Source organism: Sorangium sp. So ce128, assembly GCF_051525245.1.
In the GTDB taxonomy this organism is placed as follows: Bacteria; Myxococcota_A; Polyangia; order Polyangiales; family Polyangiaceae; genus Sorangium; species Sorangium cellulosum_B.
Window position 1 is genome coordinate 5,510,383 of record NZ_CP150313.1, and the last position, 16,066, is coordinate 5,526,448.

A 16,066-nucleotide genomic window follows, 5' to 3' on the forward strand; every position below is an offset into this window, starting at 1 on the left:
CGAGCGCAGAGACGCTCGGGTAATCGTGGCTCAGCCGCCGAAACCAGGGAACGTGAACACGGGCGCGCCTCCGGTCATCCGCCAGGTGTTGGCGGTCTGCTGGACGACGGGCTGCCGCAGCAGCGGGTGCGGGTGCGTCTGCTCGAAGGCAAACAGGATCGTGGCCGGCGTGAGCTGATCGAGCGACGCGAAGAAGCCGAGCGTGAGCATCGCGCCGCCCTCGGTCCAGCGGTACCCCTGCTGCCGCGCGCCGGCGGCGAGCAGGTTGTTCACGCCCGCCACGTCCGCCGCGATCTCGTTCGGCTGGTTGAAGATAGGGAGCGTGCGCGACAGCATCCGCCCGAGATCCGCGGGCGTGACGCCCCGGCTCCCCCCCTGCCCGTTCGCGCAGCCCGTGTGCCCGAGGTGATGGTGGCCGAGCTCGTGGCCGAGAACGAACGCGAGCTGCTCGTGGTAGAGCTGGCGCTGCCGCTCGACCTTGCGCGCGTCGGTGTGCTGCACCGGATCGACGAAGCCCACCGGCGGCCGGACGATCGGCTGCCCAGGCCGCTGTCGCTGCGCGAGCATCCGCAGGAACTCGTCGAGCTTCCTCGTCCCGAAGACCTCGTCGGTCGCCTTGAACTGCGCGATCTGCGCCTCGACCTCGAGCAGCCCGTCGGTGATCGCCATGAACGGCATCCGCTGGTCGTCACAGCCGGCGAACGCGTTCACCTCGCCCACCGTCGGATCGGCGATGAACGGGATGCCCCTCACCTTCTGCTGCGAGGCCGCCGGCAGCGCGCCGATCAACGCGCCCATGACGACGCCGGCCTCGGACTGGAGCCAGCTGACGTTGATGTCATTGATGGGATCGCCGAGCACCGGCAGCCCCGGCATCGTGGGCACGTTGAAGGTAGGCGCCGGCACAGGCCCGGTCTGCGCCGGCGGGTACCCGGGTTGCTGCGGGTACCCGGGCTGCTGCGGGTACCCAGGCTGCTGTGGAGGAGCACCCTGCTGGGGCGCGCCGTACGGAGGATAGGCCTGGCCGTACGACGGCTGAGACGCAGGCCGGCGCGAGCTGCCTCGCTGACAGCCTGCGACCAGTCCGAGAGCCAGAACGAGGGCGCCGATCGGTCGAAGCAGATTCATCGCCGCGAGCATAGCGCACGGCGAGGGGGTCAACCTCGCCGCGCCGCACGCAAGATCTCGGCGCGCTGTCCGCGACGCCGCGGCGCCGCGATGAGCCGAAAGCCGGGCGCCGGGCGTCAGGCGCAGGAGGACCGATGAACAGACACCGTGCCTGGTCTGCCGCCGCCGCCACCCTGTGGATCAGCGCCGCCACGCTCTCTGGCTGCGGCGGCGCCTCCGTCGCGCAAGCCCCGGTGGCGCCGGAGCCCGCCGCTGCGACCTCGATGTCGGCGCACAAGGGAAGCGCCGTCGAGACGGCCGATGATGCGCTCGCGGAGCTCGAGCGCGCGGAGGACGAGCTCGATCAGGCGATCGGCGCTCCCGCGCAGCGCGACGAGGGCCGGACCGTGGCGGAAGCGGCGCAGCCGGGAGCGCCGCCGCCGGCGGCTTCGCCGCCGAGTCCGAGCGTACCCGACAGCCGCGCCGCGCCGTCACCGCGGGCGACGGCCGCCGGCGGCGAGCCCCCTGCCAAGAAGATCGAGGCCGAGCCGACGTCCGCGTCGCCGTGCGAAACCGCGTGCCGCGCGCTCGCGTCCATGAGCCGCGCCGCGCAGCACCTCTGCGGGCTCGCCGGCGATGCGGACCAGCGGTGCGACTCCGCACGCGCCCGGGTCAAGAGCGCGACAGACCGGGTCGAGGCGCGGTGCCCGCGCTGCGCCGAGCTCTGAGCCTCGACCAGGGACGCCCCGCCGGCCGCTCCAGCTCGACATGAGCGGTGCTGCCGTCGCGCACAGCTGTGCCCACCTCGATACGGGCCGAGCGCGCCTTCCGCTCAGACGGTGACCTCACGGGCCCGGCGCGAGGAGCTGAAGCAGCCGCACATTTTTGTACATATCCCCGAGCGAGCCTGCCGCCGCATGGCCGGCCTTCGCGAGCAGCTCGATCTCCTCGGGGCGCACCTCCACCTGCACCGTCAGCCGGCCGGCGCCCGGCTCCACGGCGAGGGTCGCGCGCTTCGCGATCTCGGCGAGCGCCGCCCCGGGCTCCGGGCCAACGAGCGCCTTCAGCGCATCGACGTTCGCGCGCTTCTCCTCGAGGAGCTTCCGGAGCTCTTCGGCCGCGTCGGCCGACGCGGCGTCGATCGCCACGGTCGCCGAGAGCCCGCCCTTCGTCGAGACGCCGACGGTGACGGCGCGCGGGCCCGTGGAGCCGGTGAGGATCGCGCGGAGGCTCGGCTTGCTCTCGGAAAGGAGGGCGACGCCCAGGAAGGGACGATCCCACCCGATGTGCGCGAGGCGCGACGTCGCCTCGTCCCGGCTCGCCAGCGACGTCCCGGCCTCCTCGGCGTCGATGCTCGCGCGGATCTCTGGCTCGGCGCCATACAGCAGGATCGATCCGTCGCGCACGGCGATCGCGTCCTCGCCGGCGCGGAGCAGGTACTTCACGCTTTTGTACTCCGCCTGGACGTAGCTGTGCGTCGCCAGGCGCTCCGCGAGCTTCTGCTCGTTGAAACGCCCGCGCGCGACCACGAGCGACGGGGCGACTACCAGCTTGTCGACGTCGAACCCGAGATCGATGCCCGTCGCCTTCTTGATGTCGTCACGGGTGCGCTCGATGTGCAGCCGCACCGCGCTCCCCTCCGCGCCGAGCGCCTGCAGATCGATCTGGTGAGGGTCGACGATCACCACGCCGGGGACGTTGCCTTGGACATATTCGAGCAGCGACTCGTCTCTCGGGAAGGTTGCGGCGCGGAGGTGCGCCACGCCGAAGCCGAGGAGCCCCGTCTGCTGGGCGAGGACGATGATGAGCACGAAGCCGACGAGCACGATGTACTTGGCCTTGCCTCGCTTCTTCGTAGCTCCGGCGACCTGGACCGGCTTCGACGCGCTCTCGGTGCTCATCTGTGCTCGCTGCGCCCTCTCTGGGATGCCGCACGCCGCCAGGCCCCTGCGGGAACCGCCTCCGCAGAACCGCAAGCGCCGCTCGTGGACCCGGGGCGCGCTGCGGCAGAGCATAACCGGAAGCGAGACGCCGGCCAGGCCTTCCGCCGGGGCCGCCGGCCGGATAGAACCGACGCGACGTGCCTCGATCCTCGTCCTCCGATGGCGGCGGCGCGCTCGCACAGCCGAGCGATAGCTCCGTGCTGCCCGCCGCCCTCGGCCGCTACCACGTGCAGCGCCTCCTCGGCGAGGGCGCGATGGGGCGCGTGCTGCTCGCGCACGATCCGCTGCTCGATCGCGACGTCGCGCTGAAGCACCTGCGCGACGACCTGCGCATCCCGCGCGACGTCCGCGAGCAGCTCATCGTGAGGATGCGCCACGAAGCGCGCGCCGCCGCCCGGGTGACCCACCCGAACCTCGTCACGCTCCACGACGTCGGCGAGGACCCGGACTTCGGGCTCTACCTCGTCTTCGAGTACGTCGAGGGGCCGACGCTCAAGCAGCACCTCCTCGGGCGGCCGCTCTCGGCGTCGCAGGCGGCGCGCCTCGCGTGCGAGCTCGGCGAGGCCCTCACGATCGCGCACCGGGCAGGCATCGTCCACCGCGACATCAAGCCGGAGAACATCATCCTCTCCGCGAACGGCGGCAAGATCGCCGACTTCGGCATCGCGCGGATCCCGGACTCGACGCTGACGCACCAGGGAGGGCTCATGGGGACGCCCGCGTACAGCGCGCCGGAGACGTTCCGCGTCGGCAAGTTCTCGCCCGAGAGCGATCAGTTCTCGCTCGCCGCCGTCATGTACGAGGCGATCTCCGGGAGCCGCGCGTTCCCGGGCGACGACGCGGTCTCGGTCGCCTCGAAGATCGCGAGCGACGAGCCGCCGCCGATCGCGAAGGAGCTCGGCCTCCCCCCGTCGCTCGATCAGGTGCTCGCGCGCGGCCTGTCGAAGCGACCCGAGGACAGATACCCGAGCTGCGACGAGTTCGGCGCCGCGTTCGCGAACAGCCTCGAGTGGGCCGTCTCCAGCCAGATGCCGAGGCGGATGCTGGACAGCGCCGTCACGGCGACGCCGGCGCTGCCCGCCGAGCCAGCCGCGGTGCGCGCAGATCCGCTCGACGCCGACTTCCCTCCCCGCGAGCGGAAGGCGGGGCAGATCGCCGTGGGTGCGGCCGTGGTCGTGGCCACGGCCGCGCTGCTCCTCCACACCGCGCTGCGATCTGCAGACGCGCCCGCCGAGGAGCCCGCCGTCGGAGCAGCGCCGATCGCCTCGTCGGCCACCACGGCGCCGCGACCGCGCGCCATCCCGTCGACGCGGCCTGCGCGCCCGAAGCACGACCCCGCCGACACCACGGCGCGCGCGACGGTCAGCGCGGAGCCCAGCGCCGCGGAGCCCAGCGCCAGCGCGCCGGGCAGCGCCACGACCTCGCCCGTGCCGACCGCGCTTCCCGAGGACGAGCAAGGCGCGGACGCCGGAACACCGGAGACCGACGACCTCGGCGTGCCAGAGACCACAGAGCCCGGCACGCAGGACGCCGGTGGTGCCGATGCTGCTGCGCGTTGAACGGGTGACATCGCGGATGCGTTGTCACGCGGAAAAAACTCCCGTAAAGGAGCCCGAGTAAGCACCGTCGCTGTCCTGCACGGCCGACGCCAAGCGCCTCGCTGGGTCCATCGCAAGCCCCGGAGAGGGCGCCCTGGAATCACGCCGATCGCTGCGCTAGCGACTGTCTGAATTGCTGTTCTGCCCCTTGAGATCTCCGCGATGACTACCCTGACAAACGGCGACGATCTCCATCTGTCGCTCTACCGAAAGATGTTTCAGATACGCCGCTTCGAGGAAGAAGCGGCCCGCGCGTACGCGCAGAGCAAGATCGGCGGGTTCCTTCACCTGTACATCGGTCAGGAGCCCATCGCCGTCGGTGCTTCCGCGGCGCTCCGCCCCGACGACTACGTGATGACCACCTACCGCGATCACGGCCTCGCGCTCGCCCGCGGGATGAGCTCGCGCGCCGCGATGGCCGAGCTCTACGGCAAGGTCACCGGGTGCTCGAAGGGGCTCGGCGGCTCGATGCACTTCTTCGACAAAGAGCACAACATGCTCGGCGGCTACGGCATCGTCGGCGGGCACATCCCCATCGCCGTCGGGACCGCGTTCGCGTCGAAGTACCGCGGCGAGGACCGGGTCTCGATGGTGTTCTTCGGCGAGGGCGCGGTGAGCATCGGCGACTTCCACGAAGGGATGTCGCTCGCGGCGCTGTGGAAGCTGCCGATCGTGTTCGTCTGCGAGAACAACGAGTACGCGATGGGGACGCCGCTCTCCCGGACGCTCTCGGTCGAGGACGTCTCGCTGAAGGCGCTCGCCTACGGGATGGAGCGCGATCGCTTCAACTCCGAGCACGTCCTCCAGGTGCGTGATCGCCTCGCCGAGGCCGTCACGCGGGCGCGCACGCAGTCGGAGCCGACGCTGGTCGAGATCAGGACGTACCGCTTCCGGGGCCACTCGATGAGCGATCCCGGCAAGTACCGGACGAAGGAGGAGCTCGAGGAGCGCAAGAAGAAGGACGTGCTCCTTCGCTCTCGCATCGAGCTCGAGGAGAAGGGCCACAAGGCCGCCCTCGAGGCGATCGAGAAAGAGGTGGAAGACGAGATCACCGACGCGATCCGCTTCGCCGAGGAGAGCCCCGAACCCGGGCCCGAGGTGCTCGAGCCCACAACCTATGCAGGACCTTTTGCGCGATGACCGTCCTAAGATTCCGTGAGGCGGTTCGCGCCGCCATGATCGAGGAAATGGAGCGCGACGAGCGGGTGTACCTCGTCGGCGAGGAGGTCGGGCACTACCAGGGCGCCTACAAGGTGACCGAGGGGATGCTCGACAAGTTCGGGAGCAAGCGCGTGATCGACGCGCCCATCACCGAGAGCGGGTTCACGGGCATCTCGATCGGCGCGGCGATGGTCGGGCTCCGGCCGATCGTCGAGTACATGACGTGGAACTTCTCCGCCGTGGCGTTCGACCAGATCCTCAACAACGCGGCGAAGCTCCGGCAGATGTCCGGCGGGCAGCTCACCATCCCGCTCGTGCTGCGGGCGCCGAACGGCTCGGCGAAGCAGGTCGGCTCGCAGCACTCACACTCGATGGAGCACTTCTACGCGCACGTCCCCGGCCTCAAGGTCCTCGCGCCCGCGATGCCGGCGGACGCCAAGGGTCTCCTCAAGTCGGCGATCCGGGACGACAACCCGGTGCTCTTCATGGAGAGCGAGACGCTCTACGGCGTGAAGGGCGAGGTGCCCGACGACCCGGATTTCGTCGTGCCGCTCGGGGTCGCCTCGATCGTGCGCGAGGGGACCGACGTCTCGATCATCGCGTGGAGCCGGATGGTGCACGTCGCGCTCGAGGCGGCGGCGGAGCTGGAGAAGGAGGGCATCAGCGCGGAGATCGTGGACCTGCGATCGCTGCGCCCGCTCGACGAGGAGACGATCGTGCAGAGCGTCACGAAGACGCACCGCGCGGTCGTGGCGCACGAAGGCTGGCCGTACGGCGGCGTCGGCGCGGAGATCGCCGATCGCATCCAGCGGCTCGCGTTCGACGAGCTGGACGCGCCCGTGCTGCGCGCGACGACGCTCGACGTCCCGATGCCCTACAACGCGCGGCTGGAGCAGTACGTGATCCCGCAGGCGTCGCGGATCATCGAAAATGTTCACCGCGTTCTCTACAAAAGCTGACTGAGCGGACCCACATCCCCGATCAAGGTTGATAGACCCATGGCGAAGGTTCTGGAACTTCCGAAGCTGTCCCCGACCATGGAGGAGGGGCAGATCAGTGCCTGGCACAAGAAGGAAGGCGACGCGATCGACATCGACGATCTGCTCGCAGAGGTCGAGACCGACAAGGCGACCATGGAGTACAAGTCCTTCGATCGAGGGACGTTGCTCAAGATCCTCGTGCCTGCGGGCAGCGTGGTTCAGCTCGGCCAGCCTGTCGCGATCATCGGCACCCCGGGCGAGGACGTAAGCGCCCTCGCCGGTGGGAGCGGCGGCGCTGCCGCGGCGAAGCCGAGCGCGGCGGAGGCTCAACCCAAGGGAGAGCGCGCCGCGCCGCCGGCCGGCGGCGACGCGCCCGTGACGAGCCCGCCGCCCGCGGCGCGCGGCGAGGCGGTCTCGCCGCCCACGCAGCCAGCCGCGCCGCAGCCGTCGTCGAACGGACGCGTGAAGGCGTCGCCCTACGTGCGGAAGCTCGGCCGAGAGCGCGGGCTCGACCTCAGCAGCGTCGCCGGCAGCGGTCCGCGCGGGCGCATCGTCGCGCGCGACCTCGAGGGGTTGAAGCCGGCGCCGGCCGCCGGGGCGGCCAAGGCGACCGCCCCCGGCGAGCTCGCTGCGCCGGAGGTGCGGCCGCTCAGCATGATGCGCAAGGCGATCGCCCGGCGCCTCACCGAGTCCAAGCAGACGGTCCCGCACTTCTACCTCTCGATCGACGTCGACGCCGATCCGCTGAACGCGCTTCGCGAGCAGATCAACGCGGATCTCGCGGCGACCGCCGCCGAGGGGGAGAAGCCGGCCAAGGTCAGCTTCAACGATCTCCTCGTCAAGGCGTGCGCCATCGCGCTCGTGCGCGTCCCGGAGTGCAACGCGCAGTTCACCCCGGACGCCATCCTCATTCACCAGCGCGTCGACATCTCGGTCGCGGTCGCCGTCCCCGAGGGCCTCGTCACGCCGGTGGTGCGCGACGTCGATCGCAAGCAGGTGCTCGACATCGCGGCCGAGGTGCGCGAGCTCGCCGGGCGAGCCAAGGCGAAGAAGCTGCGGCCCGAGGAGATGGCGAACGGCACGTTCTCGATCTCGAACCTCGGCATGTACGGGATCGACAACTTCGGCGCCGTCATCAACCCGCCCGAGGGAGCGATCCTCGCCGTGGGCCAGGTCCGTCGCGAGCCCGTCGTGCGCGGCGAGCAGATCGTGCCGGGCCGCCGCCTGAGCATGACGCTCTCCTGCGATCATCGCGTCGTCGATGGCGCGGTCGGCGCGACCTTCCTCAAGGTCCTGCGCCAGCTCCTGGAGCACCCGACGCAGATCCTGATCGGCTAGCTCAGGTCGCCTCGGCGCTGCTCCCCAGGGCGTCGCCGAGGCGCGCCAGGTTCCGCGAGAAGATCTGCACGGACGGGTGCGACGGCCCGAGCGCCTTCGTGGCGATCGCCACGGCGCGCTCGATCTGCTGCCACGCGCCCGACAGATCGCCGAGCGCCTGCAAGACGCGGCCGAGGTTGTTCACGATGCTCGCCACGACCGGGTGATCCGGACCGTACGTGGTTTGCGCGATGCCGAGCGCGCGCTCCAGCTGCTCGCGCGCCCCGGGCAGCTCGCCGAGCGCTTGCAGCACGCTGCCGAGGTTGTTGCAGCCGATCGCCACCGCCGGGTGGTCCGGGCCGTAGGTCGCCTCCGCGATCTTCAGCACGCGCGCGAAGTTCGCGCGCGCGCCCTCGAGATCGCCGAGGTCCCGCAGCACGCTGCCGAGGTTGTTGATGTCCCGCGCCACGTCCGGGTGATCCGGCCCGTAGGTGTCCTCGACGATCGCGAGCGCCCGCTCGAAGTCGGCGCGCGCCCCGGCCAGGTCTCCGAGATCGCGCAGCACGCGCCCGCGGTTGTTCAGCGCGAGCGCGAAGCGCGGGTGGTAGAGGCCGTAGCTGTGCTCATCGATCTTGAGCGCCTCCTCGAACTGCTCGCGCGCTCCCTTGAGGTCGCCGAGATCGTGGAGCAGCCGACCGAGGTTCGTGCGCCCGATCGCGACCGTCGGGTGGTCCGGACCGTAGGCGCGGATGTCGATCGCGAGCGCCCGCTCGAGGTGCACGCGCGCGCCCGCGAAGTCGCCGAGGTCGCGGAAGAGGGCGCCCAGGTTGTTGAGCCGTATCGCGACGCTCGGATCGTCGGGGCCGTACGTCGCCTCGTCGATGGCGAGGGCGCGCTCCAGGTGCTTGCGGGCGCCCGGCAGATCGCCCTGATCCATGAGCACGCTGCCGAGGTCGTTCACGTCGCGCGCGACGTCCGGGTGATCGGGGCCGAAGCTCGCGATGTCGATCGCCAGCGCGCGCTCCAGGTGCGCCCGCGCGCCGCCGAGATCGCCGAGGTCGTGGAGGACGCTGCCGAGGCTGCGCAGCACGGCCGCGACCTTCGGATCGTCGTGGCCGAACACCGCCTCGTGGAGCGCGAGCGCCCGCTCCAGGTACCCCTTCGCCTCCCCGAACGCGGCGCGCCCCTGCAGGTAGACGGCGAACCGGGCGAGGAGCCGCCCGCGCACCTCCCGCGCGACGTCGTGCGCTTCGGCCTGGCTCGCCGCGGCGAGCGCGTGCGGCAGCCATCGGGCGCAGAAGGGCCACGTCTCGACCTCGTCGCTGCTCTCGGGGAACGCGTGGTCGACGAGCCGTACCGCCGCCTCGGCCCACACCTTCCGGTCCTCGGGCGAGAGGCGATCGCGGACCACCGCCTGGACGAGCCGGTGCACGGAGAGCGCGCCTTCGTGCACGTCGATGAACGAGTAGCGGCGGAGCGCGGCGACCGCCTCGTCGAGCATCAGCGGATCGCTCAGCGCCTCGGCGAGCGCCGCCGGCAGGTGCGGCGCGGCGTCGGCGAGGCCCTCGCGCGGGATGTCATCGGGCGCCAGGTACGCGCACAGGCTCAAGAGGTCGACCGCGACGGGCGAGAGGCGCTGCGCCTCCTGGAACGCGAGGCCCCAGGTCGTGGCGATCGGCGTCGGGTAGTCCATCGGCATGCCGTGGAGCAGGAGCCCGCGCTGGTGATCACCGAAGGCGGCGTGGTAGGTCGCGATGGACGATCCCGTCTCCTTGATGGTCGCCGCCGCCTGCACCAGCGCGAGGGGGAGATCCCCGAGCGTCTCGGCGAGCTTCTCCGCGGCGCGCGCGTCGCTCTGCCCGGTCCGATCGAGCAGGAACTTCACCGAGTCGGCGCGATCCAGCGCCGGCACGGTGAGCGGGGTGGCGATGCCGCGGAAGCTCGGGTTACGGGAGGTGATAACGATGTGCCCGGTGCGCGGGTGCGGGAGGTACGGGGCGACGTCCTGCGGGTCGTTCACGTTGTCGAAGATGAGGAGCCACCTGTCGTTGCGCGACAGCCACGACCGGGCCGCCTCGATCGCGATCCGCTGGTCGGCCTCGTTCTGCTCTGGCAGGTCGAGGGCCGCGGCGAGGCGCGCGAAGTCCTCGGCCGCCGTGGCCGGCTCCTCGGCGCGGATCCACCAGACGACGTTGTACTGGCTCGCGTACCGGTGCGCGTACTCGGCGACGAGCTGCGTCTTGCCGACGCCGCCGAGGCCGCTGATGGACTGCGTGAGCGCAGCGGGCCCCCCCGTGGTGAGCGTGCTCCGTAGCTCGCTCAGGAGCTGGTCGCGCCCGGTGAAGCCCGGGTTCCGCGGCGGCAGCTTCTTGATGTGAGGCTCCGCGTCGGGCGAGCTCGACGGCCTTCGAGCGGCCGGCCGTTGCGTCGGCGGCTCCGTCTCGCGGACGGCGCTCCGGATCCCCTTCGCGATCTCCGTGAACGCCTCGCTCTGGTTGGGGTAGCTCGTCACGGGCCGCGCGCGGCTCGGCAGCGGCTGCAGCTCGCCGAGCAGCGTCTTCTCCCAGGCGCAGGGCCGAAGGATCACGGGGATGACCCGGCACTCGCCGGCCTCGTGGCGAGCGATCGCCTCTCGCATCTCCGGAGAGAGCCACGCGTCGGTGGCGAGGAAATCCGCGCTCACGAGCAGCAGCACGACCCGCGCCTCGCGCAGCCTCGCCGCGGTCGCCTCTCGCCGCTCCCTCCCTCCGCCGAGCGCGAAGCCCTGGTAATTCCGGATGACCCCCTGCCGTTTCAGCGCGTCGAGGTGGGTCTCGATCTTGGGCCGCAGGTCCTCGTCCCTCGGAGAGTAGGAGAAGAACACATCGGCGGGGCTCGTCGCCAAGGCAACCATAGTTCCTCTCGCGGGCCTTAAAGTCTCACGACCGACCTGACGCGCAACGAGAATACGCGGTCGGAAAAGACCCAGGAAGAGACGGTAGTTGACGCTCTCGGATACATGCGGGTCGAACCTCCATCGTCTCGTGGGGGGCTTGCCTTACCCCGACTCCGGCTCCGTCCTACCTTCGCGCTCCTCTTCCGTGCTCGGGGAAATCCGGCCGGAAGCCTGAACGATGCGGCGCGCCGCATCCATCCATCGCCGCCGATCGTCCCGCCGCAGCTGGTTGCGGACGACGATCTTCACGAGGCGGTGGACGCTGAGCGCGTGCGGCCGCACCTCGATCAGCGAGTGCAGCCGCAGCATCGCGATGGCGTCGTCGAGCGCGAGCGGATCGTATTCGCTGAGCGACCGCCGAGGGATCGCGTCCATCGGCAGGAACGAGCACAAGCTGAGGAGCTCCGCCGCTGCCTGGTGGCTGAACACGGCCGCGAGCGAGCTCTCCCAGGCGGTCGCGACCGTCACCGGGAAGCTGACGGGGCGCTCCAGGAGCGCGGCCGGCCGCTGCCGGAACAGGGCGAGGTACTCCGCGAGCGGGCGTCCGGTCTCCTCGATGTAAGCGCCGGCCTGCGCCAGGGCGAGCGGCAAATCGCCGAGCTCCTCTGCGAGCGCGTCGGCCGACTCCGCGTCGGTCTCGCCCGTGCGCTGGAGCAGGAAGCGCACCGACTCGGCGCGCTCGATGCCGCGGACGTTCACCGTCGTGAGACCGCGCCAGATAGGGTTCTGCGACGTCGTGAGGATGTGGCCGCCGTGGGAGACGCTCGGGATGTACGGCTCGACCTCGCTCGGGTCGCGCACGCCATCGAAGAGGAGGAGCCAGCGACCGCGGCGCCCGAGCTTGCTGCGCACCACGCCGACTGCGCGAGCGGGATCCAGTTGCTCGTGCTCGGGCAGCCTCAGCTCCGCGGCGAGCGTGACGAAGGAGGCGTCCATCGTCGCCTGGCTCTGACCGTCGATCAGGAAGACGGTGTCGTAGGCGCCGGCGTTGCGGTACGCGTACTCGATCGCGAGCTTGGTCTTGCCGGTGCCGCCGAGCCCGCAGAGCGGCGCCACGCCGCGCCTGGCGAGCGCGGCGCCGATCTCGGCGAGCAGATCGTCGCGCGCGGCCAGGTTCCGGCTGGTCGACGCGGGGACGCTCCAGATCCCGGGCGGCGGTGGCACCTCTGAATGGCTCACCGGCTGGGCGCCGGCGCTCGGTGAGCTCAGGAGGGGTTTTGGGTGAGCTGCTCGACCTGCTTTCGGATGCCCTTTGCGATGTCGGTGAACGCCTCGCTCTGGTTGACCCAGCTCGTCACCGGGCGCCCGCCCCGCGGCAAGCTGGCCAGCCTGCCGAAGGGCGCGCCCTCCCAGTCGCAGGCGTCGAGGATGACGGGGATGACGCGCGCCTCACCCCGTTCGTGGCGCTCGATCGCCTTCTGCATCTCGACGTCGTAGCAGAAGTCCGACGCGAGGAAGTCCGCGCTGATGAGCAGGAGGATGACCTTCGCGGTCTCGAGGTGCTCGGCCAGCGCCGTGTCGCGCTCCTCGCCAGCGCCGATCTCGCCGTCGTGCCAGCCGCGGATGACGCCCTTCCGCTTGAGGATGGTGAGGTGCGTCTCGAGCTTGTCGCGCAGCTCGCGGTTGCTCTCCGAGTACGAGAAGAACACCTCGATCGGGCTCGCCGGAGGCGCGGAGACGCGCTCGCGCCGCGACGCTTCGAGCGCCCCCGTCATCGTGACCGTGTCGTCGTACGGGGCCGAATCCGGCGGGAGATCGTACAGCGCGCCGAGCGGCGACGACGAGGGCGGGAGCTCGAGATCGGGGATCGGGGGCGGAAGGATCGAGCGACCGCGCGACGTGATCGCGCGCGGCCGGGGAGCGCACGTGCGCTCGAGGATCGCGAGCACCCGGTCGTGGCTGCCGTCGGGGGTGTCGTAAGGCAGGAGCAGGAACCCCATGTCCGCGAGCGTCTTGCGGCGGAGCGGCGTCAGGCTCGAGCCCGGGGCGATGACGAAGCGAGGCGGCGGCGAGGCCCCCGAGAGCGCGTGGATGTCCGTCAGCATCTCGTCGAAGTTCCCGTCGGCGCGCCCGAAGCCGATGAAGAGCACGGGGCACCGCGAGAGCACGGTCGTGAGCGACTTGCGCACGTCGGGCGGCGCGATCGACGCGAGGAAGCGCTCGCGCGCGAACACCCAGCTGTGTGGCTCCTTCAGCGTGCCGTGCAGCTTGAGGATGAACCGCCGCCGCCACGCGACCTCGTCGGTGACGCGCCACATGGTGTCCCACTCGAAGCCGAAGGCGCGCTCGAGCAGGTGGTTCAGGTTCGTGGTGAGCACGGCGCGCAGCTTGTCTCGCAGCGCGGCGATCGCGATCGCGATCCGCGGCGGATCGAGCCCCTCGTCGTCGAGCGCATCCTCGACGAACGCGTTGAACTCCGCTGGGCCGAGCGCCTGCTCCGCCGCGCCCAGCGCCTCGCTGTAGCGCTGCGATCGCGCGAGGGACGCGACCTCGGCGATCGCGACCTCGTCGCTGGTCTGCTCGCGCACCCTCTCGACGAGCAGGTCGACGAGCTGACGCCACGTCGGCAGCCCGGCCGCGGCCGAGATGCCTCCCCCCACGAAGAGCACGAGCTCTCCGCTCTCGAGCGCCTCATGCAGCGCTTCGATCACCGCGGCGTCGACCTCCGCGCTCACCGTGTTCGCGTTGTCCATAAGGGTTGACATCGAGCCCCTCGAGTCTATCGCTCCTCGGCGCGCAGCGCACTTTTGCGGCGCGTCGCGTGGTGCGCCTTCGCCGCGCGTCGCGCGACGCGCCGCAAAAGTGCGCCGCGCGGCGCAGGGTCGAACGCTCGACCAGGCGGCCCGCTGCGGTCATGACGTCCGAGACGACTGACCGCCGCATCGAGCGAAGTCGGAAGAGGCGGAAACAGTCCGCGAGGCTGGAGCATGCTACGTCTCCGACATGCGCCCGGCGGCCCTCTTCACGCTGGCGACGGTGGCCACGCTCGTCGCGTTCTCCCTGGCCGGCGTGGCCGCTCCACCACCCCGCGCGCGGCGCGCCCCGCGCCTCCCGGCGCGCGCGGAGGCCGCGCTCCCGGCGGCCGCCGCGGGCGAGCGCGCGCGCTCGCCCGCGAGCGTCGTCGCGCTGCGCGCGCCCGGTCCGCCTGCCGTCCTCGTGCGCGCGGGGAGCTTCACGATGGGATCGAGCGAGGTCGAGATCGCGCACGCGGTGACGCTCTGCAAGCTCGAGCCGGCCGGTGAGCTGTGCGTCGACGAGACCGAGGCGAGCTTCGCGAACGAGCTCGTGCCCCACGAGGTGTACCTGTCGGACTTCTGGATCGACCGAACCGAGGTGACCGTCGCGAGCTACCGCCGGTGCGTCTCGGCCGGCGTCTGCGCCGAACCTCCGTACGCCTCCGGCGGGCAGCGCTTCGATCGGCCCGAGGTTCCGGTGGTTCTCGTCTCGTGGAGCGACGCGCAGCGCTACTGCGTCTGGGCCGGCGGTCGCCTGCCGACCGAGGCCGAATGGGAGCGGGCGGCGCGGGGCGTGGCCGGGCGCCGCTACCCCTGGGGTCATGTCTACAACCCATTCCACGCGAACCACGGGAGGCTGTCGTTCGACGAGCTCGACGACGGCGACGGCTTCCTCGAGCTCGCGCCCGTCGGCTCGCTCGTGGCCGGCCGCACCCCCGATGGCATCGACGACCTCGCCGGCAACGTCGAGGAGTGGGTCGCTGACTACTACCATCCCGAGTATCCAAGCGGCAGCGCGAAGAACCCGCGGGGGCCCGACATGGGGGAGGAGCGTGTGCTGCGCGGCGGCAGCTACATCCTGGGTCGGCCCTGGCTGCGTGGCGCCGCGCGGGGGCACGACTCGCCGACCAGCCGCCGCGCGTGGCGCGGCTTCCGCTGCGCGCGAGACGCCTGAGCCGCGGCGGGCGACGCTCGAGCCGAGGCGCGCGCGACGAGCGCTCGAGGAGCGCGGCGGTTGGCCGCTGCGCGGGCTGAGGCGCGCGGCGGTTGGCCGCCGCGCCGGAAGAGCCCATACTGCGCCCGTGAGGATCGCGCACCTCTCTGACCTGCACCTCCTCTCCCTCGAGGGGGCCTTCCCGTTCCGGCTCCTGAACAAGCGTCTCACGGGCTACCTCAACCTCCGCTTCCGGCGCCACGCCATCCACAAGCCGCACGCGGTGCACGCAGCGGCGCGGGAGATACGGCGGCTCGGCGTGGACCACGTCGTCATCACCGGCGATGTCTCGAACCTCGCGCTCGAACGAGAGTTCGTCCTGGTCCGCAACTTCTTGCAGAGCGATCTCGCTCTTCCGCCCGAGCGGGTGAGCATCGTCCCGGGGAACCACGACGCGTACACGAAGGGCGCGCACCGCTCGCAGCGCTTCTCTCAGTACTTCGCGCCGTACCTGCGCTCCGACATCGTCCTCGACGCGCCTGGGAAGAGCGACGACGGTGGGGCCCCCCGCGATGGCGGAGGCTCGGCGTTCCCCTTCGTGCACCTGCGCGGGCCCGTCGCGATCATCGGCCTCTCGACCGCCTGGCCGCGTCCCCCGCTGGTGGCATCGGGGCGGCTCGGCCCGGTCCAGCTGCGCGCGCTCGAGCGAGCGCTAGAACACCCGGAGGTGCGGCGGCGAACGCCGGTCGTGCTTCAGCACCACCCCTTCCATAACCCGGCGAGCCGGGCGAAGACCTTGCTGGAAGGCCTGGGTGATGCCGCGGCAGAGGGGCGGCTGCTGCGGCAGGTGCGCCGCGGCTTGCTGCTGCATGGGCACCTGCACCGGCGCATTCACCGCAAGCTGCGCACCGAGCGGGGTCACATCGACGCCGTGGGCGCCACCAGCGCTTCGCTCCTTCACGACAGCGACGAACGGATGGCCGGGTTCAATGTCTACGAGATCGACGACGCGGGGACGATCGGGGGCATCACGTCGCACCGCTTCGTCCCGGGTCAAGACGCGTTCCGCGAGGTCCCGGTCCCCGAGCGATGAGCCCGCCGCGCGCTCGGCGCTCCGCCGAGCGCCCCACCGGAGCC

The 16,066-nt window shown here is 71.3% G+C and carries 12 protein-coding genes; 7 read left to right on the plus strand and 5 right to left on the minus strand.

What is annotated here, in order from left to right:
• Positions 1-30 precede the first annotated feature (30 nt).
• Entirely contained in the window at positions 31-906 is an 876-nt protein-coding gene (locus WME82_RS21005) for a M48 family metalloprotease (protein ID WP_437747267.1), read from the minus strand.
• 356 nt (positions 907-1,262) lie between these two features.
• Between WME82_RS21005 and WME82_RS21010 the strand changes: the two genes are divergently transcribed.
• Positions 1,263-1,835: a hypothetical protein gene (locus tag WME82_RS21010; RefSeq protein WP_438044257.1), complete on the plus strand. Its 573-nt coding sequence runs from the start codon at positions 1,263-1,265 to the stop codon at positions 1,833-1,835.
• Between the two features lie 117 nt (positions 1,836-1,952).
• On the opposite strand, the gene WME82_RS21015 is transcribed toward WME82_RS21010, so the two are convergent.
• Positions 1,953-3,008: a hypothetical protein gene (locus WME82_RS21015; protein ID WP_438044258.1), complete on the minus strand. Its 1,056-nt coding sequence runs from the start codon at positions 3,006-3,008 to the stop codon at positions 1,953-1,955.
• Positions 3,009-3,187: 179 nt separating this feature from the next.
• Between WME82_RS21015 and WME82_RS21020 the strand changes: the two genes are divergently transcribed.
• The 4 genes from WME82_RS21020 to WME82_RS21035 all read left to right on the plus strand — a co-directional run bounded on the left by WME82_RS21020 (position 3,188) and on the right by WME82_RS21035 (position 8,127).
• Positions 3,188-4,609 carry a protein kinase domain-containing protein gene (locus WME82_RS21020; RefSeq protein ID WP_437747270.1) on the plus strand — a complete coding sequence of 474 codons (1,422 nt, stop codon included), beginning with the start codon at positions 3,188-3,190 and terminating at the stop codon, positions 4,607-4,609.
• 201 nt (positions 4,610-4,810) lie between these two features.
• Positions 4,811-5,788 carry a pyruvate dehydrogenase (acetyl-transferring) E1 component subunit alpha gene (pdhA, locus tag WME82_RS21025; protein ID WP_437747271.1) on the plus strand — a complete coding sequence of 326 codons (978 nt, stop codon included), beginning with the start codon at positions 4,811-4,813 and terminating at the stop codon, positions 5,786-5,788.
• A complete protein-coding gene (locus tag WME82_RS21030; protein WP_438044259.1) occupies positions 5,785-6,768 on the plus strand; it encodes a pyruvate dehydrogenase complex E1 component subunit beta in 984 nt (327 codons plus the stop codon). Before pdhA ends, WME82_RS21030 begins: the two co-directional genes overlap by 4 nt.
• Positions 6,769-6,807: 39 nt before the next feature.
• Positions 6,808-8,127 carry a pyruvate dehydrogenase complex dihydrolipoamide acetyltransferase gene (locus tag WME82_RS21035; RefSeq protein WP_437747273.1) on the plus strand — a complete coding sequence of 440 codons (1,320 nt, stop codon included), beginning with the start codon at positions 6,808-6,810 and terminating at the stop codon, positions 8,125-8,127.
• 1 nt (position 8,128) lies between these two features.
• Here WME82_RS21035 and fxsT read toward each other — a convergent pair whose 3' ends face one another.
• The 3 genes from fxsT to WME82_RS21050 all read right to left on the minus strand — a co-directional run bounded on the left by fxsT (position 8,129) and on the right by WME82_RS21050 (position 13,734).
• Positions 8,129-10,999, minus strand: coding sequence for an FxSxx-COOH system tetratricopeptide repeat protein (fxsT, locus tag WME82_RS21040; RefSeq protein ID WP_438044260.1), 2,871 nt, complete (start codon positions 10,997-10,999; stop codon positions 8,129-8,131).
• 144 nt (positions 11,000-11,143) lie between these two features.
• Positions 11,144-12,220 carry an ATP/GTP-binding protein gene (locus WME82_RS21045; protein ID WP_437747275.1) on the minus strand — a complete coding sequence of 359 codons (1,077 nt, stop codon included), beginning with the start codon at positions 12,218-12,220 and terminating at the stop codon, positions 11,144-11,146.
• 26 nt (positions 12,221-12,246) lie between these two features.
• The gene (locus WME82_RS21050) at positions 12,247-13,734 is read right to left on the minus strand and encodes an SIR2 family protein (protein WP_438044261.1); all 1,488 of its coding nucleotides are present in this window, start codon (positions 13,732-13,734) and stop codon (positions 12,247-12,249) included.
• A 250-nt stretch (positions 13,735-13,984) separates the two neighbouring features.
• Between WME82_RS21050 and WME82_RS21055 the strand changes: the two genes are divergently transcribed.
• Together WME82_RS21055 and WME82_RS21060 are read left to right on the plus strand one after the other, a co-directional pair.
• Positions 13,985-14,950 carry a formylglycine-generating enzyme family protein gene (locus WME82_RS21055; RefSeq protein ID WP_438044262.1) on the plus strand — a complete coding sequence of 322 codons (966 nt, stop codon included), beginning with the start codon at positions 13,985-13,987 and terminating at the stop codon, positions 14,948-14,950.
• 127 nt (positions 14,951-15,077) lie between these two features.
• Complete coding sequence (locus WME82_RS21060; RefSeq protein ID WP_438044263.1) at positions 15,078-16,022, plus strand: metallophosphoesterase family protein; 945 nt, start codon at positions 15,078-15,080, stop codon at positions 16,020-16,022.
• The last annotated feature ends 44 nt before the right edge of the window (positions 16,023-16,066 follow it).